This window comes from Streptomyces sp. NBC_00647 (assembly GCF_045207245.1).
Taxonomy (GTDB): domain Bacteria; phylum Actinomycetota; class Actinomycetes; order Streptomycetales; family Streptomycetaceae; genus Streptomyces.
This window is the reverse complement of the sequence record NZ_CP109040.1, coordinates 6866523-6889912: the sequence shown is the minus strand read 5'-3', so window position 1 is coordinate 6889912 and position 23390 is coordinate 6866523. Positions and strand designations below refer to the sequence as shown.

Annotated in this window: 24 protein-coding genes; 8 read left to right on the top strand and 16 right to left on the bottom strand. The window is 69.5% G+C overall.

The features are described 5' to 3' along the window. Positions 1–122: 122 nt before the first annotated feature. Positions 123–1151, top strand: coding sequence for an LLM class flavin-dependent oxidoreductase (locus OG788_RS30490; protein ID WP_406374524.1), 1029 nt, complete (start codon positions 123–125; stop codon positions 1149–1151). 104 nt (positions 1152–1255) lie between these two features. Here the strand turns inward: OG788_RS30490 and OG788_RS30485 are convergent, their stop codons facing one another. Continuing rightward, positions 1256–1648 carry an SCO5389 family protein gene (locus OG788_RS30485; protein WP_266762851.1) on the bottom strand — a complete coding sequence of 131 codons (393 nt, stop codon included), beginning with the start codon at positions 1646–1648 and terminating at the stop codon, positions 1256–1258. Positions 1649–2002: 354 nt separating this feature from the next. Between OG788_RS30485 and nucS the strand changes: the two genes are divergently transcribed. Further along, entirely contained in the window at positions 2003–2674 is a 672-nt protein-coding gene (gene nucS, locus OG788_RS30480; protein WP_266762850.1) for an endonuclease NucS, read from the top strand. A 150-nt stretch (positions 2675–2824) separates the two neighbouring features. Here the strand turns inward: nucS and OG788_RS30475 are convergent, their stop codons facing one another. The 4 genes from OG788_RS30475 to OG788_RS30460 form a co-directional block, all read right to left on the bottom strand. Then, complete coding sequence (locus OG788_RS30475; protein WP_406374523.1) at positions 2825–5341, bottom strand: ATP-binding protein; 2517 nt, start codon at positions 5339–5341, stop codon at positions 2825–2827. A 269-nt stretch (positions 5342–5610) separates the two neighbouring features. Further along, a complete protein-coding gene (locus OG788_RS30470) occupies positions 5611–5934 on the bottom strand; it encodes an STAS domain-containing protein (protein ID WP_261707178.1) in 324 nt (107 codons plus the stop codon). 215 nt (positions 5935–6149) lie between these two features. Further along, positions 6150–6998: a 3-hydroxyacyl-CoA dehydrogenase family protein gene (locus OG788_RS30465; RefSeq protein ID WP_351543511.1), complete on the bottom strand. Its 849-nt coding sequence runs from the start codon at positions 6996–6998 to the stop codon at positions 6150–6152. 125 nt (positions 6999–7123) lie between these two features. Further along, on the bottom strand, positions 7124–7765 hold the full coding sequence (locus tag OG788_RS30460) for a TetR/AcrR family transcriptional regulator (RefSeq protein WP_406374522.1): 642 nt from the start codon (positions 7763–7765) through the stop codon (positions 7124–7126). Between the two features lie 81 nt (positions 7766–7846). Here OG788_RS30460 and OG788_RS30455 point away from each other — a divergent pair, with 81 nt between their 5' ends. Genes OG788_RS30455 through OG788_RS30445 form a run of 3 tightly spaced genes read left to right on the top strand, consistent with a single transcriptional unit; the run spans position 7847 to position 9978 of the window. Beyond that, the gene (locus OG788_RS30455) at positions 7847–8629 is read left to right on the top strand and encodes an ABC transporter ATP-binding protein (protein WP_406374521.1); all 783 of its coding nucleotides are present in this window, start codon (positions 7847–7849) and stop codon (positions 8627–8629) included. A 13-nt stretch (positions 8630–8642) separates the two neighbouring features. Further along, positions 8643–9392 carry an ABC transporter permease gene (locus OG788_RS30450; protein WP_406374520.1) on the top strand — a complete coding sequence of 250 codons (750 nt, stop codon included), beginning with the start codon at positions 8643–8645 and terminating at the stop codon, positions 9390–9392. Positions 9393–9405: 13 nt separating this feature from the next. Continuing rightward, positions 9406–9978 carry a cob(I)yrinic acid a,c-diamide adenosyltransferase gene (locus OG788_RS30445; RefSeq protein WP_356751441.1) on the top strand — a complete coding sequence of 191 codons (573 nt, stop codon included), beginning with the start codon at positions 9406–9408 and terminating at the stop codon, positions 9976–9978. Between the two features lie 45 nt (positions 9979–10023). Here the strand turns inward: OG788_RS30445 and OG788_RS30440 are convergent, their stop codons facing one another. Beyond that, positions 10024–10593 (bottom strand): hypothetical protein, encoded by a 570-nt coding sequence (locus tag OG788_RS30440; RefSeq protein WP_406374519.1) that lies wholly within the window; start codon positions 10591–10593, stop codon positions 10024–10026. A gap of 152 nt (positions 10594–10745) precedes the next feature. Between OG788_RS30440 and OG788_RS30435 the strand changes: the two genes are divergently transcribed. The 3 genes from OG788_RS30435 to OG788_RS30425 all read left to right on the top strand — a co-directional run bounded on the left by OG788_RS30435 (position 10746) and on the right by OG788_RS30425 (position 14646). Beyond that, positions 10746–11951 carry a sensor histidine kinase gene (locus OG788_RS30435; RefSeq protein WP_406374518.1) on the top strand — a complete coding sequence of 402 codons (1206 nt, stop codon included), beginning with the start codon at positions 10746–10748 and terminating at the stop codon, positions 11949–11951. Continuing rightward, the gene (locus OG788_RS30430; RefSeq protein ID WP_356751435.1) at positions 11948–12589 is read left to right on the top strand and encodes a response regulator transcription factor; all 642 of its coding nucleotides are present in this window, start codon (positions 11948–11950) and stop codon (positions 12587–12589) included. The genes OG788_RS30435 and OG788_RS30430 overlap by 4 nt, the downstream gene beginning before the upstream one ends. A gap of 218 nt (positions 12590–12807) precedes the next feature. Further along, complete coding sequence (locus tag OG788_RS30425) at positions 12808–14646, top strand: glycosyl hydrolase family 18 protein (RefSeq protein ID WP_406374517.1); 1839 nt, start codon at positions 12808–12810, stop codon at positions 14644–14646. A gap of 95 nt (positions 14647–14741) precedes the next feature. On the opposite strand, the gene OG788_RS30420 is transcribed toward OG788_RS30425, so the two are convergent. From OG788_RS30420 to OG788_RS30375, 10 genes are all read right to left on the bottom strand, one after another. Beyond that, positions 14742–15188, bottom strand: a complete 447-nt coding sequence (locus OG788_RS30420) for a DUF2550 domain-containing protein (RefSeq protein WP_356751431.1) — start codon at positions 15186–15188, stop codon at positions 14742–14744. Between the two features lie 160 nt (positions 15189–15348). Continuing rightward, positions 15349–15723, bottom strand: a complete 375-nt coding sequence (locus OG788_RS30415; protein ID WP_266762837.1) for a F0F1 ATP synthase subunit epsilon — start codon at positions 15721–15723, stop codon at positions 15349–15351. A gap of 128 nt (positions 15724–15851) precedes the next feature. Further along, positions 15852–17288 (bottom strand): F0F1 ATP synthase subunit beta, encoded by a 1437-nt coding sequence (gene atpD / locus OG788_RS30410; protein WP_351543483.1) that lies wholly within the window; start codon positions 17286–17288, stop codon positions 15852–15854. Continuing rightward, the gene (locus OG788_RS30405; protein WP_351543480.1) at positions 17288–18202 is read right to left on the bottom strand and encodes a F0F1 ATP synthase subunit gamma; all 915 of its coding nucleotides are present in this window, start codon (positions 18200–18202) and stop codon (positions 17288–17290) included. The genes atpD and OG788_RS30405 overlap by 1 nt, the downstream gene beginning before the upstream one ends. Before the next feature lie 21 nt (positions 18203–18223). Continuing rightward, positions 18224–19813 (bottom strand): F0F1 ATP synthase subunit alpha, encoded by a 1590-nt coding sequence (gene atpA / locus OG788_RS30400; RefSeq protein ID WP_351543477.1) that lies wholly within the window; start codon positions 19811–19813, stop codon positions 18224–18226. Between the two features lie 126 nt (positions 19814–19939). Further along, complete coding sequence (locus tag OG788_RS30395) at positions 19940–20761, bottom strand: F0F1 ATP synthase subunit delta (RefSeq protein WP_351543474.1); 822 nt, start codon at positions 20759–20761, stop codon at positions 19940–19942. Then, on the bottom strand, positions 20758–21303 hold the full coding sequence (locus OG788_RS30390; RefSeq protein ID WP_351543471.1) for a F0F1 ATP synthase subunit B: 546 nt from the start codon (positions 21301–21303) through the stop codon (positions 20758–20760). Before OG788_RS30390 ends, OG788_RS30395 begins: the two co-directional genes overlap by 4 nt. Positions 21304–21345: 42 nt before the next feature. Continuing rightward, positions 21346–21576, bottom strand: coding sequence for an ATP synthase F0 subunit C (gene atpE / locus OG788_RS30385; RefSeq protein ID WP_028804225.1), 231 nt, complete (start codon positions 21574–21576; stop codon positions 21346–21348). A 74-nt stretch (positions 21577–21650) separates the two neighbouring features. Beyond that, positions 21651–22472, bottom strand: a complete 822-nt coding sequence (atpB, locus tag OG788_RS30380) for a F0F1 ATP synthase subunit A (RefSeq protein WP_351543467.1) — start codon at positions 22470–22472, stop codon at positions 21651–21653. Positions 22473–22697: 225 nt separating this feature from the next. Then, positions 22698–23135, bottom strand: coding sequence for a hypothetical protein (locus tag OG788_RS30375; protein WP_351543464.1), 438 nt, complete (start codon positions 23133–23135; stop codon positions 22698–22700). Positions 23136–23390: the final 255 nt, after the last annotated feature.

The window sequence follows — 23390 nt, the reverse complement described above, 5'->3', positions numbered from 1 at the left end:
TCGGACAGCCCAATTCCCAGACAATCCGCAAATCTCTCCGCAAGGCCGTGTCTTCGGCACGTGTCACGCGGTTATGCCGGGCGGGGGAGCTCCTTGTCGGAGCCGAGGAAGCAGGAAGTTCGATGCACGTTGGAAGCTTTGTACTGGCCGCCCAGTTCCCTGGACAGGGCCAGGGGGAGGCCCTGCACCGCGCGGCGCGGTCGGCCGAGGCCGCCGAGGAGGCCGGGCTCGACACCGTCTGGCTGGCCGAGCACCACTTCGTTCCGTACGGGACATGCCCGTCGGCCGTCACACTCGCCGCGTATCTGCTCGGCCGCACCAGCCGGATCCGCGTCGGCACGGCGGTCAGCGTGCTGCCCACCGTGCACCCCGTGGCGCTCGGCGAGCAAGCCGCACTGCTGCACATGATGTCCGGCGGACGGTTCTCGCTGGGCGTCGGACGCGGCGGCCCCTGGGTCGATCTGGAGGTCTTCGGCGCGGGCCTCGCCGCATACGAACAAGGGTTCCCGGAATCGCTCGATCTGCTGATGCAATGGCTGCGCGAGCCGTCCGTCGCCGGCACCTCCGAGCGGTTCTCGTTCCGTGAGGTCCCCGTCGTCCCGCGCCCCTCGGAGTCGCTGAGCGGCGCTCCGGGTCCCGAGGTCGTCGTCGCGTGCACCTCACCGGCGAGTGTTCGGCTCGCCGCCGAGCGCGGGCTGCCGATGCTCCTCGGCATGCACGTCGGGGACGAGGAGAAGGCCGAAATGGTCGCGCTGTGGCGGCAGCACGCGCGCGCGGCGGGCCGCCCGACGGACGAGATCCTCGCGGCCTCCCATGTCTCCGCCGGTGTCTGCCAGATCGCGGACCGCCGCACCGACGCCGTCGAGACGCTCGTCAAGGCGATGCCGGGCTGGCTGAAGCAGGGCCTGGACGCCCATGTGACGGTCGACGGCCGCCCCCGCTCGATGCGGGACCCGGTGGCGTACACCGAACTGCTCTGCGGGCTGCACCCGGTGGGCACGCCGCGGCTGTGCGCGGACCGGCTCGCGGCGACCTCGGAGCGGACCGGCATCTCGCGTTTCGCCCTGCTCGTCGAGGGATCGGGCGACCTGGCGGCGACCGAGGAGAACGTACGACGGCTCGGGGCCGAGGTGCTGCCCCACCTCGGGTGAGGGCGCGAAGTCCGGCCCAGCGGGCCGGACACGCGGGGAGCTTGCCGCCCCAGTACCAATGCACCTCCCGCGTACGGAGCGGCAAGCAATGCGGCATCAGTGCGTCAGCAGTCCCTGAATTCCGGGGACTGGTTCAGCAGCTGACTGCGAACCGAGGTGAAGCGTGCCAGCGTGTCGTCCACCGAGTCGTCCAGCGGGAACACCGCCACCCGGTGGCAGTTCTGGAAGGCCAGCCGCACTCCGAAGTGCCGCTGCAGCGCGCCGCGTATCGCGTCACTCGCGAGCGCACGCAGCAGCTGGCCACGTGCCTGCTCGTCCGGCGGGGGCGTCTGGTTGTCGGCGAAGTTGCCGCCGTCCACCTTCAGCTGGGCCACCAGGGAGCTGATCATCTCCCATGCGTAGGGCAGGGAGGTCCGGACGCAGTCGACGAATTCAGCTTCATCGACCTCGCCTCGCTCGGCCTGTTGGAGTAGGGCCGGTGAGACGTCGAGCGACATGGGTTCTCCTCTCGCACCCCCATACCTCGGGGGTTGCCGGACAGGGATGGGGAATTCGCGATATCGAACACGCTGAGTACACGCATCGCGACCTCCCGTTCATACGGTAAGCATCGCCAGGTAACGGCACCAGGAGAATGCGCACATAGCGAACGCCTAGTAGGCCGACAATCAGCCACGACCGAACAGGGAACCTTCAGGATCAATGGGGTGACCCGCGAAAACACCGGTCGCGCGTCACGATGGGAGACGAGAGCACAAAAGGGGCGAACCATTGCTTCTCCGTCGGGTGGGGCCACCGGGTCGGGCGGGAGAATCGCGTGCACCACCGCCGGTCGAGTAGCGTTGCCGACCATGCGTCTCGTCATTGCCCGCTGTTCCGTGGACTACGCGGGCCGGCTCACCGCCCATCTCCCGTCGGCCCCTCGCCTCATCCTCGTGAAGGCGGACGGAAGCGTCTCGATCCACGCGGACGACCGGGCCTACAAGCCCCTCAACTGGATGTCGCCGCCCTGCACGCTGAAGGAGGGGGCCGGCGACGAGGAAGGCACCTGGACCGTCATCAACAAGGCGGGCGAGAAGCTCATCATCACGATGGAGGAGATCCTCCACGACTCCTCGCACGAACTCGGTGTGGACCCCGGCCTGATCAAGGACGGCGTGGAAGCACACCTTCAGGAACTGCTCGCCGACCGCATCGAGACGCTCGGCGAGGGCTACTCCCTCATCCGCCGTGAGTACATGACGGCCATCGGTCCGGTCGACATCCTGTGCCGGGACGCCGAGGGCCGGACCGTCGCCGTGGAGATCAAGCGACGCGGCGAGATCGACGGCGTGGAGCAACTCACGCGCTACCTGGAGCTGTTGAACCGCGACCCGCACCTCGCGCCGGTCCGCGGCATCTTCGCCGCCCAGGAGATCAAGCCGCAGGCCCGCGTGCTCGCCACCGACCGCGGCATCGGCTGCGCGGTCCTGGACTACGACGCCCTGCGCGGCATCGAGGACGACAAGCTCCGGTTGTTCTGACCCCACCACGAGGGTCCGCGGGCTCCGCGGCCCGCACGACGGCCGCCGGGCCCGCTCCGGCGCCATGTACGACCGGCGCGGGAGAGGGCCGGGTCCGTCACCGGACCCGGCCCTCTCCCGTCTCGTACGGTCGGCTCACCGCCCGGGCGGTCAGATCAGCGCGCCGTCCGGCGACGTGACGATGCCGCCGCTCGCCGGCCCGCTGTTCTCCGGCCCACTCGCCGACGCGCTGCTCGGCACGGGGCCGCTCGCGGAGTCCGAGGTGGACGGACTCGTCGAGGTGCTGGCCGACGGAGACGTGGACGGCGAACCCGACGGCGACTTCGTGGGGGACGAGGACGGCGAACCGCTCGGCGACCTCGTGGGGGACGACGACGGCTTGGTCGTCGGCGACTTCGAGGGGGACTTGGACGGCGACTTCGAGGGCTTGCCCGACGTGTGCGTCCCGCTCGGGCCGGCGGACGGCTCCTGGCCGGCCGGGGGCGTCGGATCGTCCGAGGTCCCGTACGAGCCGTCGGGCCCCGGATCGGTGGGCGTGGCCACGGCGCCGGTGGCGGAGTCGTCGCCCTTCTTCGCCTTGTCCGCGCCCAGGCTGTCGTCCTGGCTGCCCTGGGTGGCCGACGGGTTGACACCGACCTTCTCGGACGGGGTGTCGTTGCTGTGGTCCGAGGTCGCGCCGAGGGTCACCACGGTGCCCAGGACGGCGACCAGGAGCGCACCGGCGCCCGCGGCCACCAGATTGCGCCGGGTGCCGGTGACGAGTCGGCCCGCGACCCCCTGCCGCTTCGTCCCGGGGGTGCCGGGACCGGCGGCGAGCACCGTCACACCGTCGCCGGACGGGTCGGTCCGGGGGAAGGCGGCCGGTACACCGCCGGGCGGCGACATCGACTCCTCGTGGCGCGCGTCGGGCACCTCTTCGCCCGCCGGGGTGCGCCCGCCGACGATGTGCAGGGTTCCGGAGCGGTCGGCGACCAGCGCGAGGGCGCGGCGGCCGGCGGTGGTGCCGCGCTTGTCGGCGAGGGCGCCCCGCAGGGCGATGGAGGCCTCCAGATCGGTGCGGGACCGGTCCAGCTGGCCGCCGCAGAGCGCGAGGATCCCCAACTCGTGGTGGAAGTAGGCCTGTTCACCGACCTCGCCGGACAGCCGGGAGGCCTCGGCGCCGAAGCGCAGGGCGCGCTCCCAGGCGCTCCAGTGCTGTCCCGCGGCGAAGGCGGGCGCGGCCGTGCGGGCCAGCTGGACGGTGACGGTCTCGTCCTGCTCGTCCAGCGGGGCGGTGGTGACCGGGACGAGCACGTTCAGGGCGGCGAGCAGCGCGTCGGCCTCGGCGCAGACCCGCTCCGGGGTGACCGAGGGGTGCCCGGCCCACCAGGTGTAGTGCCGGGCGGCGGCCAGCGCCTGGTCCTGGAGGGTGTCCGCGTACCCGGACGCCTCCAGCTGGGCCTGCACTCCGGCGGCGAGCCGGTAGCGGGAGCCGACCGGGGAGACCAGCGCGCAGCCCGCCAGTTCGGCGAGCGCGGCGTCGGCGTGGGTGTCGCCCACGAGCGCGGGCAGGTGGGCCTGGTGGGGCACCTCGCCGCCGAGCGCGACGGCGAAGCGCAGGGTGGCGCGCGCCGAGTCGCTCAGCCGGGAGGCGAGCAGCGCGGCGGGCGCGGCACCTTCGGCGAGGGACGGCAGCGGCACGTCGTGGCCGTCGCCGGCCTCGAAGGGCGCGTCGACCGGGACCTCCTGGAAGACGCCGTACTCGTCGAAGGCCTCCTCGCCGGCCTGTAGCCGGTCGCGCTGCCGCAGCAGCGCTCCGGCCTGCATGAAGCGCAGGGGCAGTCCCTCGGACTCGAACCAGAGGTCGCCCGCCCAGTTCGACTCGTCCTCGGTCAGGACGCGCCCGACGGCGCGCTCCAGCAGTTCGAGACCGCCGCTGCGGTCGAGGCCGCCGAGGACGACCTCTTCGAGGCCCGCGTCGGCGGACGGGGCCGGGATGTCGGGGGTGGCGGCGATCACGAAGGCGCACTCGGGGGTGGCGTCGAGGAGCTCGTCGAGCGCGCTGCCGCCGATCTCCGCGTCGTCGAGGACGACGACCGCGCCGATCTCGTGGACGAGCCGGAGCAGTTCGTCGTGGTCCGGGCGGTACAGCGGGGCTTCGTAGACGGCGGTGAAGAGGTCGTGCAGCAGGTCGCTCGCCGTGCGCCGGTAGCCGGAGAGACGGATCACGCCGTCGGGGGCGAGGTCCGCGCAGTCGTCGGCGACGGCGTCGAGCAGGACGGTCCGGCCGGAGCCGGACGGGCCGGTGAGCCGCACCGAGCGCCCGCGCGCGAGGAGGCGTACGAGCCGCTCGCGGTCCTCCTGGCGTTCCAGGAGCGGCAGCCGGGGCTGTGCCGGGCCGGCCGGAACGGGCGGCCGGGCCGCGCGGGCCAGTTCGGCGCGTTCGGCGGCGGCGTGCCTGACCGGCGGCTGCGGTCGCTCGTGCGGCGGGCAGTTCTCTATCTCGCTGCCGTCGACGGGGTTGACCGTGAGCAGGAAGTCGCCTGTGACGAGCTGGACCGTGCGGGCGAGCACGGGCTTGTGCTGGCTCAGGTCGGCGGCCAGTGGGTCGCGCGGCGGGCGCGGGCGAGGCGCCTGGCCGTCGTCGTCACGACCGTACTCTTCGGAATCCCGGTTGTTCGGGTCCATGTTCCAAGCCCCCCAAAAGCGTCGTGTGCCGATGCCCTCCCGGCCTTGCTGCACACCGCTCTGTCGCTTCTGGTCCGGTGCCCGCTCGTAGGGTTTCGGTCGGCGGGCAGCCGAACCCTAAACCTTCGCACAGTATCTCCGAACAGGCGGGGTACCGCGCCGTCCGAACCGTCACAGCTTCGTGAGGATTGTGCACGTGGTGCGCTTCGTACGCCGGTCAGGGCGCGTACGCGGTCGCACACGCGGAGCGAGCGGGGCGCGCGCTCGGATCACACACGGGGCAGGGACTCGACCCCGATACCACCCTCGATCGCCAGGATCCGGTGCAGCCGGGTGGCCACCAGCAGGCGCTGCATCTGTGGTGGTACGCCGCGCAGCACGAGCCGTCGGCCGCACCGCCCGGCGCGTCGGTGGGCTCCCATGATGACACCGAGGCCGGTGGCGTCCCAGGAGTCCAGCTCGGACAGGTCCAGCACCAGGTCGCCGGCTCCGTCGTCGACGGCCGAGTGCAGGACCGTACGGGCGTCCGCCGCGCTGCGTACGTCGAGGCGGCCCCCGACGACCAGCTCGGCGTGGTCGCCCCTGATGTACATATGCGCTCCCCGAGAATGCGTCTCGTAACTCCGCGTGTGTCTGTTTCCGCGTCTTCGCGTCTGCATGTTGTGCATGGTCTGACTGCCTGAGGGCCGCAGAGGTTGCCGTCTGTAAGCGAACCGATACCGAATTCACCTCATGGGGTGACACCCGAGAGGCGCGTGCGGCTTCCGTGACGGATGCGGCGACCGGTTTCCGGTCGCCGCGTGATCATTCAGTGCTTGTAGAAGCCCTGCCCGCTCTTGCGCCCGATGTCACCGGCGTCAACCATCCGGCGCATCAGCTCCGGCGGCGCGAACTTCTCGTCCTGGGTCTCGGTGTAGATGTTGCCGGTGGCGTGCAGCAGGATGTCGACGCCCGTGAGGTCGGCGGTGGCCAGGGGACCCATGGCGTGGCCGAAGCCCAGCCGGCAGGCGAGGTCGATGTCCTCGGCGGTGGCGACGCCCGACTCGTACAGCTTCGTCGCCTCGACGACGAGGGCCGAGATGAGACGGGTGGTCACGAAACCGGCGACGTCACGGTTCACGACGATGCAGGTCTTGCCGACGGACTCGCTGAACTCCCGCGCGGTGGCGAGCGTTTCGTCGCTCGTCTTGTAACCGCGGACCAGCTCGACGAGCTGCATCATCGGCACCGGCGAGAAGAAGTGCACGCCGACGACCCGCTCCGGGCGCTCGGTGGCCGCCGCGATCTTGGTGATCGGGATCGCGGAGGTGTTGGAGGCGAGCACGGTGTCCGGACGGACGATCTTGTCGAGGGCCTGGAAGATCTCGTGCTTGACCTCGAGCTTCTCGAAGACCGCCTCGACGACGATGTCCGTGTCGGCGGCCGCGTCCAGATCGGTGGTCGCCGTGATGCGCGCGAGTGCCGCCTCCGCGTCCGCGGCTTCCAGCTTGCCCTTGCTCACGAACTTGTCGTACGAGGCCTTGATGCCGTCGAGGCCACGGTTCAGTGCCTCGTCGGTGACATCGCGCAGGACGACGTCCCAGCCCGCCTGTGCGGAGACCTGGGCAATGCCGGACCCCATGAGTCCGGCTCCGATGACGGCAAGCTTCCGTGCCACTCCGACTCCCCTTAATCCACTGCTCGAGTTGGCTCTTTCGGCGGACCCTAGCGCCCGTGAGGGCCTGTGTGACCGGTAAGTAATGCGCGTCACGTCTCATCTGACGGACGTCACACCGACGCCGGTCATTCGACCGCCCGTACGGCGTAGTTGAGGACCTTCCGGCTCAACAGGTCCTCCATGTCGTCGAGGAGCACGAGGATCTCTCGTGACACTTCGTCCGGTTTTCGACCGGCCATCATCTCGCGGCCGATGGCCGACATCACGGTCTGGTGCACCCAGTTGATCTGGCCGGCGACGAGGCCCGGCAGCGAGTCCTCGGGCGGCGCGCCCGTCTCCTCGCGCAGCGCCTCCTCCAGGTTGACCAGAATCTCCTGCCCGATCGCCCACAGCCGCGAACGGAGCGCGGGAGCCTCGTGGATGACCTGCATGAAGCGGGCATAACCCACCATCAGGCCGAGTCGGGGCGAAACCGCCTCGACCTCCTCGCGCAGTTCGCGCAGGACGGCGGCGGCGGCCGACTCGCCCTTCGGCCGGCCGCGCACCCAGCGGGCCAGTCGGTCGACGACACCCATGGAGCGGTCGAGGAAGAGGTCCTCCTTGGCCGGGAAGTAGTTGTAGACGGTGTTCACGGAGACGTTCGCGGCGTCCGCGACCTCCGCGACCGTCACCGCGTCGAAGCCCCGCTCCAGGAACAGTCCCGTGGCGACATCGGAGATGTACTGCCTGGTCTGCCGCTTCTTCCGTTCCCTGAGTCCCTCAGCCATGTCCGCATCGTAGCTTTCGCTGGACAGCCTGAAATCTTGGAGTCATTGCAAAATTACAGGGACTCTGTTTTTCTTGGCGGCATGCCAATCATCAGTACGGCCGGTCTGGCCCGCACCTTCCGGACCAAGCGCGGCCCGGTGGAGGCGGTGCGCGGCATCGACCTCACGGTGCGCCCCGGCGAGATCCTCGGCTTCCTCGGCCCGAACGGCGCGGGCAAGACCACCACGCTCCGAATGCTCACCACCCTGCTCGCGCCCACCGGCGGCGCGGCCACCGTCGCGGGCTGCGACCTGGTCACCGATCCGGCCGGAGTACGCCGGGCCTGCGGCTACGTGGCCCAGTCGGGCGGCGTCGACCCGCACGTGACGGTGCGGGAGGAACTCGTCACCCAGGGACGGCTCTACCGCCTGCCGAGACCGCGGGCGGTGGAGCGGGCCGAGGAGCTGGCGCACGAGCTCGGCCTCACCGAGCTGCTCGACCGGCGAACAGCCGCGCTCTCCGGGGGACAGCGGCGGCGCCTCGACATCGCGCTCGGCCTCACCCACCGTCCCCCGGTGCTCTTCCTCGACGAACCGACGACCGGCCTCGACCCCGGCAGCCGTGCCGACCTCTGGGACCTCGTCCGCCGGCTGCGCGACACGTTCGGCACCACCGTCTTCCTGACCACCCACTACCTCGACGAGGCGGACGCGCTCGCCGACCGGCTGGTGATCGTCGACCGGGGCGTGGTCGTCGCCGACGGGACGCCCGCCGCGCTGAAGCTGGCCCACGGCGGCTCCCTCGACGCGAGCCTCCAGGACACGTTCCTCACCATCACCGGCCGCGGCCCCGAGCCGGCCGGCTCCGCCCCCGTAGCCGTATAGGACGTAGCGACCGATGCTTCTCCACGACACCGCGCTGATCTTCGGGCGCTACGCCCGGCAGACCCTGCGTTCCCGCTTCGCGATGCTCTTCGGCGTCCTGATGCCGCTGCTCCATCTGCTCTTCTTCGGCCCGCTCCTGACCGAGCTGCCGCTCGGCGCCCGGGGCACGTCCTGGCAGGTCCTGGTCCCCGGGCTGCTGCTCCAACTCGGCCTGTTCGGAGCCGCGTTCGCGGGCTTCACGATCATCATCGAGAAGAACCTGGGCATCGTGGAGCGGATGCGGGTCACCCCCGTGAGCCGCCTCGCGCTGCTGCTCGGCCGTGTGCTGCGGGACGCCGCCGTGTTCGTCCTCCAGGCGGTGCTGCTCGTCCTGGCGGCGCTGGTGATGGGCCTGCGCGCGCCGCTCGCCGGCGTCCTGATCGGCTTCGCGTTCGTCGCCCTGCTGACCCTCTCGCTCGCCTCGCTCTCCTACGCCCTCGCCCTGAAGGTCCGTACGCCCCAGGAGTTCGGACCCGCCGTCAACGCGCTGACCATGCCGTCCATGCTGCTGTCCGGCCTGATGCTGCCGATGACCCTGGCCCCCGGCTGGCTGGACGTCCTCTCGCACCTGATGCCGTTCCGCTATCTGGTGGACGCGGTGCGGGACGCCTACGTCGGCTCGTACGCCACCGCGCACATGCTGTACGGCGTGCTGGTGGCCCTCTCCCTCGCCGCGCTCGCCGTGACAGTGGGCACACGGGTCTTCCGGAGGGCCGGGGCCTAACTAGGCTGACCCCATGGTCAATCTGACGCGCATCTACACCCGGACCGGCGACCAGGGCACCACCGCCCTCGGTGACATGAGCAGGGTCGCCAAGACCGATCTGCGGATCTCGGCCTACGCCGACGCCAACGAGGCGAACGCGGTGATCGGTACGGCGATCGCGCTGGGCGGCCTGGAGGCGGAGGTCGTCCAGGTCCTCACCCGCGTCCAGAACGACCTGTTCGACGTGGGTGCGGACCTGTCGACGCCGGTGGTCGAGGACCCGAAGTACCCGCCACTGCGCGTGGAGCAGTTCTACATCGACAAGCTCGAGGCGGACTGCGACCTCTTCAACGAGCGGCTGGAGAAGCTCCGCTCCTTCATCCTGCCCGGCGGCACCACCGGCGCGGCCCTCCTCCACCAGGCGTGCACGGTCGTACGCCGCGCCGAGCGCTCCACCTGGGCGGCGCTGGAGGTCCACGGAGAGGCGATGAACCCGCTCACCGCCACCTACCTCAACCGGCTCTCCGACCTTCTGTTCATCCTGGCGCGCACGGCGAACAAGGACGTGGGCGACGTGCTGTGGGTCCCGGGCGGGGAGCGCTAGCCGGCACAGGACGGGGGACGCACGTGGCGCGTGCGTCCCCCGTCCTCAGCCCTTCGTGACGCGCCGCACCGGCTCCCGCTCGCCCGCCGGTGCTCTCTTGGGCCACAGCAGATACGTCAGGGCGATCACCCCGTGGATCGCGGCCGCGCGCAGGGCCGTCCACTGGAAGCCGCGCAGCGACTCCGTGGCGCCGTCGCCGACGTACCGGACGGCGCCCTCCAGCAGGGCGCAGGCGACGGCGGCCGCGAACACCGTGCGCAGCCAGAGCCGGCCTTCATGGGCGGCGCGGGCCATGCCGTGGCGGGGCGGCCCCGGCGGGCGCGGGCCGCCCGCGAGGCGGTGGGCGGCGTACCCGTCGAGCCGGCGGACCGTGTAGGGGCCGTAGGAGACGGTGAAGCCGATGTACAGCGCGGCCAGGCCGTGTTCCCAGCCCGGTTCGGCGCCGTTCCTGAGATCGACCGCCGTCACCGCGAAGAGGACCAGTTCGAGGACGGGCTCGCACAGCAGCAGCGCCGCACCGGTACGGCGCCGGTTCAGCAGGTAGCGGACGGCGAGGCCCGCCGCCAGCAGCACCCAGAAGCCCACCTCGCAGGCGATGATCAGTCCGACGACCACGGTTCGCTCCTCTCGCTCACCGCTCCAGGCTCGCGGGCACGGCCGCCCGTTACGTCGTCGGCGATGACGAGGCCCGACTGCGACTTTCGATGCAGTGGCAGGTCACCCGTGACGGGGAGGCCGGGGCGCCGACCGCCGTGTTGGATGGGTGCATGGCCCCGCGACTCCCCCGCCCGCACCGCGACGACGTCCGCATCGCGGTGGGCGGGCTGCTCGGCGGACTCTGTCTGTGGGGCGTCGGCCTGTACAGCCGCACCGCGGACGACGCGCTCGCGCGTGTCGACCAGGGCTGGGCGGTGCTCGTCCCGCTGGCCGTGATGTCCGGCTGCGAGCTGTTACGCCGTTCCCGCCCGCGCACCGCCCTGCTGACCGGCACCCTGGCCCTGGTCGGGGACCTGCTGACGCGGGGCAACCTCGCCACCGTCGTGATGTTCACGGACCTGGTGTACGCGGCCGTGCTGTACGGATCGCCCGGTTCGGCCCGGCGCATCCCGCGGATCACCGGGCTGGTCACGGTGATCGCCACGGTGTGGCCGGTCGCCGCCTGGCACAGAGCCGAGGGACTGCTGATCGGAGCGTTCACCGGCCTGGTGACGTTCACCCCCGCCGCCACCGGCTGGATCGTCCGCAACCACCGTGACACCGCCGACGCCGAGCGGCTGCGCGCCGAACAGACCGCCCTGCTCGCCGAGATCGACCGGACCCAGGCCGTCACGGCCGAACGCGCCCGGATGGCACGGGAGTTGCACGACATGGTCGCCAACCATCTCTCGGCGATCGCCATCCACTCCACGGCCGCGCTCTCGCTCGACGACCCGAGGACCTCGCAGGACGCCCTCGCCGTCATCCGGGAGAACAGCGTCGAGGGCCTCGCCGAGATGCGGCGGCTGATCGGCATCCTGCGCGACGACAGCGGCGACCGGGAGCCCGCGGCGGCGCCCACGCTCGACGGTCTCGAAGCGCTGCTCGCGGGCGCCCGTACCAACGGGCTCGACGTGACGCTGGAGGCGGCGCACGGGGAGCGGCTGCCGGCGCCGGTCGAGCTCGCCGCGTACCGGATCGTCCAGGAGTCCCTGACCAACGCCCTCAAGCACGCCGCACCGGGCCGGGTGACCGTCGCGCTCATCCGGGCGGACGACGCGCTGACCGTGCGGATCACCAGTCCCTACGGCGACCGGGACGGCCCGCGCGCCCCCGGTTCGGGAGCCGGTCTCGTCGGGATGCGGGAGCGGGCCACGCTCCTCGGGGGCACCTTCGAGGCGGGCCCCGGCGACTCCCCCGCCGGCCGGACCTGGACCGTCCGCGCCGCTCTGCCCCTCACCCGGGGAGAACCCGTCACCCGAGGAGAAGAAGCATGATCCGTGTCCTCGTCGCCGAGGACCAGTCCGCGGTACGCGCCGGACTCGTCCTCATCCTGCGCAGCGCGCCCGACATCGAGGTGGTCGGTGAGGCGGCGGACGGGGAGCGGGCGGTGGCCCTCGCACGCGAACTCCGGCCCGATCTCGTCCTGATGGATGTGCAGATGCCGCGCCTGGACGGGGTGTCCGCCACCCGGCAGGTGGTCGCCGAGCGGCTCGCCGACGTCCTCGTGCTGACCACCTTCGATCTCGACGAGTACGTCTTCGGGGCGCTGCGCGCGGGCGCGTCCGGCTTCCTGCTGAAGAACACCGACGCGCGGGCTCTGCTGGAGGCCGTTCGGACGGTGGCGCGCGGCGAGGGCCTGATCGCGCCGGCCGTCACACGCCGGCTGATCGCCGAGTTCGCGGCGAAGCCCGTACGGGAGCCGACCGCCGATCCGGCTGCCCTGGACGCGCTGACCCGGCGCGAGCGCGAGGTTCTTTCCTGTCTGGGTGAAGGGCTGTCGAACGCGGAGATCGCGCAGCGGCTCGAGATGGCGGAAGCGACGGTGAAGACGCACGTCAGCCGACTGCTGGGCAAGCTGGAACTGCGCAGTCGGGTCCAAGCTGCGGTCCTCGCACAGGAGTTGGGGATCTGAACCGAACTGGACGCACTGGTCCAGACCTATTGACCTGTGGTCCAGACCTTTCTATTCTCGCCCCACTGCGCTTAGACATGCCCACGACACCCCCAGCCCAGGGAGCGCGTCGCCGGCCGGAGCGCGAGCGCGCGCACGCCCCCCACGGGCCGAGCACGGTCGCGGTCCCCCACCCCCTGCGGCACCCCCGAGGCAACAGACGAAAGAGGAGAGGCGTCATGCGCTTCCGGCAGAGAGCCAGACACAGAACCGTGGCGGGGCTCACCACCCTGCTCCTCCCCCTCGCCGCCCTGGTCGGCCTCGCGGGCCCCGCCCAGGCCGCCACCACCGCCACCGCCACGTACGCCAAGACCCAGGACTGGGGCACCGGCTTCGAGGGCAAGTGGACCGTCAAGAACACCGGTACCACCGCCATCAGTTCGTGGACGATCGAGTGGGACTTCCCCTCCGGAACCTCCGTCACCTCGGCCTGGGACGCGGACGTCACCAACTCCGGCACCCACTGGACCGCCAAGAACAAGTCCTGGAACGGCAGCCTCGCCGCAGGCGCCTCCGTCTCCTTCGGATTCAATGGCGCGGGCTCCGGCTCCCCCAGCAACTGCACCCTGAACGGCGGCAGTTGTGACGGCGGCCCCACCGTCCCCGGTGACAACCCGCCCTCTGCGCCCGGCACCCCCAGCGCCTCCTCCATCACCGACACCTCGGTGAAGCTCTCCTGGAGCGCGGCCACCGACGACAAGGGCGTCAAGAACTACGACGTCCTGCGTGGCGGCGCCAAGGTCGCGACCGTGACGACGACCTCGTACACGGACACCGGCCTGACCGCCGGCACCGACTACTCGTACACCGTCCAGGCCCGTGACACCGCCGACCAGACCGGCCCGGTCAGCGGCGCGGTCGCGGTCCACACCACCGGTGGCGGCACCAACCCGCCGCCCACCGGCAACGCCGTCAAGCTCGGCTACTTCACCGAGTGGGGCATCTACGGCCGCAACTACAACGTCAAGAACCTGGTGACGTCCGGCTCGGCCGCGAAGATCACGCACATCAACTACGCCTTCGGCAACGTCACCGGCGGCAAGTGCGCGATCGGCGACTCCTACGCCGACTACGACAAGGCCTTCACCGCCGACCAGTCGGTCAGCGGCGTCGCCGACACGTGGGACCAGCCGCTGCGCGGCAACTTCAACCAGCTGCGTGAGCTGAAGGCCAAGTACCCGAACATCAAGGTGCTGTGGTCCTTCGGCGGCTGGACCTGGTCCGGCGGCTTCGGTGAGGCGGCCAAGAACCCGGCGGCCTTCGCGCAGTCCTGCTACGACCTGGTCGAGGACCCGCGCTGGGCCGATGTCTTCGACGGCATCGACATCGACTGGGAGTACCCGAACGCCTGCGGCCTGACCTGCGACACCAGCGGTGCCGCGGCCTACAAGAACCTCATGCAGGCCCTGCGCGCCAAGTTCGGCACGAGCAACCTGGTCACCGCCGCCACCACGGCCGACGGCACCTCGGGCGGAAAGGTCGACGCCGCCGACTACGCGGGCGCCGCGCAGTACGTCGACTGGTACAACGTGATGACGTACGACTTCTTCGGCGCCTTCGACGCGGACGGCCCGACCGCCCCGCACTCCCCGCTCACCTCGTACAGCGGCATCCCGCAGGCCGGGTTCACCACGGCCGACGCGATCGCCAAGTTCAAGTCCAAGGGGGTGCCTGCCAGCAAGCTGCTGATCGGCATCGGCTTCTACGGGCGCGGCTGGACCGGCGTCACCCAGGACGCCCCGGGCGGCACCGCCACCGGTCCCGCGCCGGGAACGTACGAGCCGGGCAACGAGGACTACAAGGTCCTCAAGACGTCCTGCCCCGTCACCGGCACCATCGCCGGCACGGCGTACGCCCACTGCGGCAGCAACTGGTGGTCGTACGACACCCCGACCACCATCGGAACGAAGATGGCGTGGGCCAAGACCCAGGGTCTCGGCGGCGCGTTCTTCTGGGAGTTCAGCGGCGACACCAGCAACGGTGAACTGGTCAGCGCCATCAACACCGGCCTGAACTGACCCGCCCCACCCCGCACGAACGCCGCGGGCAGACCTCCGGGTCTGTCCGCGGCGTTCTTTTTCTGCTCACCCGACATCGCCGGCCGGCCGCAGGGTCAGGCGACGTTCACCCTTTGCCCGGGCGGAGCCGCCTCCAGCCAGGCGAGGAATCCCGTCAGCGCGTCCTCGCTCATCGCCAGCTCGAGGCGCGTCCCGCGATGGAGACAGGCGAGGATGATCGCGTCGGAAAGCAGCGCGAGCTCCTCCTCGCCCTCCGCGGCACGGCGGCCCGCCACCTCGATCGCCGATCGTTCCAGGACGCGGCGCGGGCGGGGGGCGTAGGAGAAGACGCGGTACCACTCGATGCGGTCGCCGTTGTAGCGGGCGACCCCGTAGCTCCAGCCCTTGCCGCTGAGGTCGCCCTTCTCGGGGACGTCCCAGCGCAGACTGCAGTCGAACGTTCCGCCGGAACGCTGGATCAGCCGGCGGCGGAGGCCGAAGACGAACAGCCCCACCACCACGAGCGCCACTACGATTCCGCACACAGTCAGAGCGAGGACCATCGACACCGACCTCCTCGTCTCCTAGGTAACGGAAAAGGAAAAACTTCCGGATTTGCCTCAGCCGCGGCCAGGGCCGGAGTGATCCGGTCCCAGCCGCGGCTGAGGCAAAGCTTCACACAGTGCGTCCCCAGTGCCTAAAAGCCCGGGGTCGCACCGATGGTCAGCGGGTCGCCACCGCACGCAGGCGGACGTCCGCGCGGCGCTCGGCGGACGCGTCCGCGTCCGACTTCGCGCGCTCGAGCGCCCGCTCCGCACGCTGGACATCGATCTCGTCCGACAGCTCGGCGATCTCGGCCAGCAGCGACAGCTTGTTGTCAGCGAATGAGATGAAACCGCCGTGCACCGCGGCGATGACCGTTTCACCATCACTCGTACGGATGGTCACCGGGCCCGACTCCAGCACACCGAGCAGCGGCTGGTGACCGGGCATGACGCCGATGTCGCCGGACGTGGTACGCGCGACGACCAGGGTGGCCTCGCCGGACCAGACACTACGGTCCGCGGCGACGAGCTCGACGTGCAGCTCAGCAGCCAAGGTGGGCTCCTCGGGTCACCACCCGGCGTTGCTGCCGGGTGTTGGGTCAAAGTCTAGTAGGCGTACGGAGGGGGACGGACCGCACCCCGCGAGGCGCGGCCGCGCCCCCCTCACTCAGAACACGAGGTTCAGGAGACGCCGAGCTCCTTGGCGTTGGCCTTGAGGTCCTCAATGCCACCGCACAGGAAGAACGCCTGCTCCGGGAAGTGGTCGTACTCGCCGTCGATGATCGCGTTGAAGGCCGCGATCGACTCGTCCAGCGGGACGTCCGACCCGTCGACGCCGGTGAACTGCTTGGCGACGTGGGTGTTCTGGGACAGGAAGCGCTCCACGCGACGGGCACGGTGGACGGTGAGCTTGTCCTCCTCGCCCAGCTCGTCGATACCGAGGATCGCGATGATGTCCTGAAGGTCCTTGTACTTCTGAAGGACCGACTTGACGCGCATCGCGGCCGCGTAGTGGTCCGCCGCGATGTAGCGGGGGTCCAGGATGCGGGACGTGGAGTCCAGCGGGTCCACGGCCGGGTAGATGCCCTTCTCGGAGATCGGACGGGAGAGAACCGTCGTCGCGTCGAGGTGGGCGAACGTGGTGGCCGGGGCCGGGTCGGTCAGGTCGTCCGCGGGGACGTAGATCGCCTGCATCGAGGTGATCGAGTGACCACGGGTCGAGGTGATGCGCTCCTGGAGGAGACCCATCTCGTCGGCCAGGTTCGGCTGGTAACCCACCGCGGAGGGCATACGGCCGAGCAGGGTCGAGACCTCGGAACCGGCCTGCGTGAAGCGGAAGATGTTGTCGATGAAGAACAGCACGTCCTGCTTCTGCACATCGCGGAAGTACTCCGCCATGGTCAGACCCGCGAGGGCCACGCGCAGACGGGTGCCCGGGGGCTCGTCCATCTGGCCGAAGACAAGCGCCGTCTTGTCGATGACGCCGGACTCGGACATCTCCTCGATGAGGTCGTTGCCCTCACGGGTGCGCTCACCGACACCGGCGAACACGGAGACACCGTCGTGGTTGTTGGCGACGCGGTAGATCATCTCCTGGATGAGCACCGTCTTGCCGACACCGGCACCACCGAACAGACCGATCTTTCCACCCTTGACGTACGGGGTGAGAAGGTCGATGACCTTGACGCCGGTCTCGAACATCTCGGTCTTCGACTCGAGCTCGTCGAAGCGCGGGGCCTTGCGGTGGATGGACCAGCGCTCGCCCGAGTACTTCTCTTCGCTGTTCAGCACGTCACCGAGGGTGTTGAACACCTTGCCCTTGGTGAAGTCGCCGACGGGGACGGTGATGCCGTTACCCGTGTCGGAGACCGCGGCCTGGCGGACCAGACCGTCGGTGGGCTGCATGGAGATCGTGCGGACCATGCCGTCACCCAGGTGCTGGGCGACTTCCAGGGTCAGCGTCTTCTTCTCGCCGGCGTTGGCCGGGTCGGCCACCTCGACGTGAAGGGCGTTGTAGATGTCCGGCATCGCGTCGACGGGGAACTCCACGTCGACGACCGGGCCGATGACCCGGGCGACGCGGCCCGTGGCAACGGCCGTCTCAGAAGTCGTCGTCATTACTTGTCACTCCCCGCGGTCGCGTCGGCAAGGGCTGCGGAGCCACCGACGATCTCGCTGATTTCCTGGGTGATTTCGGCCTGGCGGGCCGCATTGGCAAGTCGGGAGAGCGTAGTGATCAGGTCTCCCGCGTTGTCGGTGGCCGACTTCATCGCGCGGCGCGTGGCGGCGTGCTTGGAAGCAGCCGACTGGAGCAGCGCGTTGTAGATACGGCTCTCGACGTAGCGCGGCAGCAGGGCGTCAAGGACGTCCTCCGCCGACGGCTCGAACTCGAACAGCGGAAGGATCTCGCCCTTGGGCGCTTCCTCCGCCACCTCTTCGAGGCGAAGCGGCAGCAGGCGGCCGTCGATGGCCGACTGCGTCATCATCGAGACGAACTCGGTGTAGACGATGTGGAGTTCGTCCACGCCGCCCTCCGCCGTCTCCTTCTCGATCGCCTCGATCAGCGGACCCGCGACCTTCTTCGCGTCCGCGTAGGTGGGCTCGTCGGTGAAGCCCGACCACGACTCCGCGACCTTGCGCTCGCGGAAGTTGTAGTGGGCCAGACCGCGGCGGCCGACGATGTACGTGTCGACCTCCTTGCCCTCGGCCTCAAGACGGGCGGTCAGCAGCTCCGCCGCCTTGATGGCGTTGGAGTTGAAGGCGCCGGCCAGTCCGCGGTCGCTCGTGAGGAGCAGCACCGCGGCACGGGTCGCCGTCTCCGCCTCCGTCGTCAGCGGGTGCTTGGTGTTCGAGCCGGTGCCGACCGCCGTGACCGCGCGGGTGAGCTCGGTCGCGTACGGCGCGGAGGCCGCCACCTTGCGCTGCGCCTTGACGACGCGCGAGGCGGCGATCATCTCCATCGCCTTGGTGATCTTCTTGGTCGCGGTGACGGATCGGATGCGACGCTTGTAGACCCGGAGCTGGGCTCCCATGAGTCAGGTCCCTTCCTTACGTCACTTGGCAGCGGCCGGAGCGTCCTCGCCGAGAAGCTTCCCGTCCGAGGTCTCGAACTGCTTCTTGAAGTCCACGATCGAGTCCGCGATGGCGGTGAGGGTGTCGTCCGACATCTTCCCGCCCTCCTTGATGGAGGTCATGAGGCCCTGCTCCTTGCGGTGCAGGTACTCCAGGAGCTCCTTCTCGAAGCGGCGGACGTCGGCGACCGGTACGTCGTCCATCTTGCCGGTGGTACCGGCCCACACGGAGACGACCTGGTCCTCGGTCGGCATCGGCTGGTACTGAGCCTGCTTGAGCAGCTCGACCAGACGCTGACCGCGCTCCAGCTGCGACTTCGACGCGGCGTCCAGGTCGGAACCGAAGGCGGCGAACGCCTCCAGCTCGCGGTACTGGGCGAGGTCGAGGCGGAGCCGGCCGGAGACCTGCTTCATCGCCTTGTGCTGGGCGGAGCCACCGACACGGGAGACCGAGATACCGACGTTCAGGGCCGGACGCTGACCGGCGTTGAACAGGTCGGACTCCAGGAAGCACTGGCCGTCGGTGATGGAGATGACGTTGGTCGGGATGAACGCCGACACGTCGTTCGCCTTGGTCTCGACGATCGGCAGACCCGTCATCGAACCGGCGCCCAGGTCGTCGGAGAGCTTCGCGCAGCGCTCCAGCAGACGGGAGTGCAGGTAGAAGACGTCACCGGGGTAGGCCTCGCGCCCCGGCGGACGGCGGAGCAGCAGGGACACGGCGCGGTAGGCGTCGGCCTGCTTCGAGAGGTCGTCGAAGATGATGAGGACGTGCTTGCCCTCGTACATCCACTGCTGACCGATGGCCGAACCGGTGTACGGCGCCAGGTACTTGAAGCCGGCCGGGTCGGACGCCGGGGCGGCGACGATGGTCGTGTACTCGAGCGCGCCGGCCTCTTCGAGGGCGCCACGCACGGAGGCGATGGTCGAGCCCTTCTGACCGATGGCGACGTAGATGCAGCGGACCTGCTTCTTGGTGTCGCCCGAGCGCCAGTTGTCGCGCTGGTTGATGATCGTGTCGACGGCCAGCGCGGTCTTGCCGGTCTGACGGTCACCGATGATCAGCTGACGCTGGCCACGGCCGATCGGGGTCATCGCGTCGACGGCCTTGTAGCCGGTCTCCATCGGCTCGTGCACCGACTTGCGGACCATGACGCCCGGGGCCTGCAGCTCGAGGGCGCGGCGGCCGGTGGTCTCGATCTCGCCGAGGCCGTCGATCGGGTTGCCGAGCGGGTCGACGACGCGGCCGAGGTAGCCCTCGCCCACGGCGACGGACAGCACCTCACCGGTGCGCTGCACCGGCTGGCCCTCTTCAACGCCGCTGAACTCGCCGAGGACGACCGCGCCGATCTCGCGCTCTTCCAGGTTCAGCGCGAGGCCGAGGGTGCCGTCCTCGAACTTCAGCAGTTCGTTGGCCATGGCCGAGGGCAGACCCTCGATCTTGGCGATACCGTCGCCGGCGACGGTGACCGTACCGACCTCCTCGCGCGAGGCCGCGTCCGGCTGGTACGACTGGACAAAGTTCTCCAGCGCGTCCCGGATCTCCTCCGGCCGGATCGTGAGCTCCGCCATCTGGGTTCCCTGCTCTCCTTGTTGGGCCCGAAGTTTCACTTGGGGGGATGGGGACTCCCCCCTATGAGAGGTGAATCCTCTGCACGGCCCAACATGGGCCGTAATTGCGTACTGCTTATGGGATTACTAGCTCGCCATGCGGCGGGCGGCGTCCTCGAGACGGTCCGCGAGGGAACCGTTGATGACCTCGTCGCCGACCTGCACCCGGATCCCGCCGAGGACATCGGGGTCCACGTCGAGGTTGAGGTGCATCGGGCGGCCGTAGAGCTTCGCCAGAGCGGCGCCGAGGCGCTGCTTCTGTCCGTCACTCAGCGGCACCGCCGAGGTGACCACGGCGACCATGCGGTTGCGGCGCTCGGCGGCGAGCCTGGACAGGGACTCGAGTCCCGCTTCCAGGCTACGTCCGCGAGGCGCGGTCACAAGGCGCGTCACCAGACGCTCGGTCGTCACGTCGGCCCGGCCGCCGAGCAGGCTGCGCAGCAGCTCGCTCTTGGCCGCCGTGGTGGCGGCCCGGTCGGTCAGCGCGGCGCGCAGCTCGGTGCTCGAGGCGACGATCCGGCCGAAGCGGAACAGCTCGTCCTCGACGTTGTCGAGCGCGCCCGTCCGCTGTGCCGCCGTGAGGTCGGCGGTGGCGGTGAGCTCCTCGAGGGCGTCCACCAGGTCGCGGGGCTGCGACCAGCGGGAACGCACCATGCCGGACACCAGGTCGGCGGCGGTGCCGCCCACCTGGGCGCCGATCAGACGCTGGACCAGCTCGGCCTTGGCCTCGCCGGACTGCGCCGGGTCGGTGAGGACCCGACGCAGCGACACCTCGCGGTGGAGCAGCGCGGTGACCGCGGCCAGCTCGTCGGCGAGCTGTGCCACGTCCACGGACGTCGAGTCCGTCAGCGCGTCGAGACGCTCACGTGCGGCTGCGGTTGCCTCGCGGCTCGCTCCGTGTGCAGTCATCGAGTCGCCTCGGCCTTCTCCTCAAGCTCGGAGAGGAAACGGTCGATGACGCGGCTCTGCCGGGCGTGGTCCTCGAGGGACTCGCCGACCAGCTTGCCGGCCAGGTCGGTGGCCAGGTGGCCGACGTCCTGGCGCAGCGCCTGAGCGGCGGCCTTGCGGTCGGCCTCGATCTGCGTGTGACCGGCGGCGACGATTTCCTCGCGCTGCCGCTGGCCTTCCGCGCGCATCTCGGCGATGAGCGTGGCGCCCTGCTCCGTGGCTTCCTGGCGCAGGCGCGCGGCCTCGTGACGGGCCTCGGCGAGCTGAGCCTTGTACTGCTCGAGAACGCTCTGGGCCTCGGTCTGCGCGGCCTCGGCCTTTTCGATACCGCCCTCGATGGCCTCGCGACGCTGCTCCAGAACCTTGTTGATGTTCGGGAGAAGCTTCCAGGCCAGGAAACCGAAGACGATGACGAAGGCGAGCAGGCCGATGACAAGCTCGGGGATCGGCGGGATGAGAGGGTTTTCCTTCTCCTCGGCCGCCAGAATGAGCAAGTGGCTCATGTCAGTGCCTTTCGTCTAGTGGGCTGTCGCTGATCGGGTGGATCAGGTGCCGTAGACGAACGGCATGACCAGACCGATGAGGGCGAGCGCCTCACAGAAGGCGAAGCCGAGGATCTGGTTGGCGCGGATCAGACCGGCGGCCTCAGGCTGACGGGCGAGCGCCTGGGTGCCGTTACCGAAGATGATGCCGACGCCGACGCCGGGGCCGATGGCCGCGAGGCCGTAACCGATCGAGCCGAGCGAGCCGGAGACAGCGGCAAGGGTCTGGGACATGCCAGTTCTTCCTTTTCTTTACGGACCGGTGGGGGTTGGCCACCGGACGACTGCGGGGTCGAGAGGACGGGCGCTCAGTGGTGCTCGGCCAGCGCGCCCTGGATGAAGGTGCAGGTCAGCAGCACGAACACGTACGCCTGCAGGGCCTGGATGAACAGCTCGAAGGCCGTCATGACGATGACCATGACGAACGAGACGCCGGCGTAGGCGATCCCGAAGCCGTTGAGCAGGTACCAGGACGCGATCGTGAACAGCAGCAGCAGGGTGTGACCCGCGAACATGTTCGCGAAGAGTCGCACCGCGTGCGTGAACGGCCGGACGATCAGGTTGGAGAGCAGCTCGATGAACATGGCCAGTGGGAGAACCGGGCCCAGCGACTTGTCGTAGCCGCTGAAGTTCTTGAACGCTCCGACGAATCCGTGGCGCTTGAACGTCAGGGACACCCAGACGATGTAGACGATCAGGGCGAGAACCGCGGGGTAGGCGATGATCGCCGTGACCGGGAACTGCGCGACCGGAATGATCGACCAGAGGTTCATCATCCAGATGAAGAAGAACAGCGAGACGACCAGGGGTACGTACTTCTCGCCTTCCTTCTTGCCGATCGTCTCGTAGACGACGCCGCGGCGGATGAAGTCGTAGCCGGCCTCGGCGACCATCTGCAGCTTGCCCGGGACGACCTTCGGCTTACGGAAGGCGGCCCAGAAGAAGCCGACGACGATAACCGAGCCGAGCAGCGCCAGGAGCATCGTCTTGTTGAAGTACAGGTTGCTGTCCGCGTCGCCCCAGAGGGGCTCGAACAGGAACGAGTGCAGGCCGGGAGCCGGGAAGCCACAGCCGTCGAAGATGTGGCAGTCGGTCTCGAAGGCGAGCACCTGCGTCGGGTCAGCACTCACCGCGGGCTCCTTCAGCGTGGCGCATAGGTACGGCAACCTCGTTGTGTCGGCGCGGCGCACGGCCGCGGTTCGGCACTGGACTGGTGTTACGGATGTGGGGGCGGCTGTGGGGCATCAAGCCTCGCGATTGAGCAGGCGTCAGCTCAGATGCCCGCGCCCGCGATGCCGCAGTTGGCACCGGACGATAGCAGGATCTCTTCGGCCCACTTATCCCGGCCCTACCCCTCACGACGAGTGGCCCTTCTTTTCGGGCTTGTCGCCCTTCGAGGAGTCCGGTTCGACGTAAAGAACCTTGGCCTTCATCTGGGCACGCGCCTGTGCGCCGATCCACACGAGAGTGGTGGCGACCAGGGTGAGCGCGAAGGCCTTGGGGTTGAACAGCGATGTGTTCTTGAACGCGGCGACAAAGATGAACAGCAGAAGAATCTGCGCCGTGTAGAGCAAGAGGCCCATCGCCTGGAACAGGTGCGGAAGCGATTTGGCAGTGCGCTGCAGAACGTAGAGCCCGAGCCCCATGAAGAGGAGCACGACCAGCGTCGCGACGACCGCCCCGATCGCTCCCTTGCCGCCGGCGACCACACCACTGACGACGGCGGCAATCGCGCCGACGGCAGCTGTGGGCACAGCGGCCTGAAGGAGAATCCGGGCGTCATTGGACGGCATGGCGGCAACTCCGCTTGCTAAGGGGGGCGTGTCGTCATGGACGAGCGTAGACCCGGGCCGAGAGAGAACCTCACGCCAAGGGACCGTCGTACTGGGGTCCTTCGGCTCTGCCCTGGGTTCTCGTGAACCGTATCACAAACTATTTGATGAGGTCTTTACCTGGTGGTGTGCCAACTGTCACACATGAGAGTGAAGGCGCGCGTCTGTGCATCCCGAGAACCAACTTGTCTGGTATTGGGATGCTTTGCTACCCCA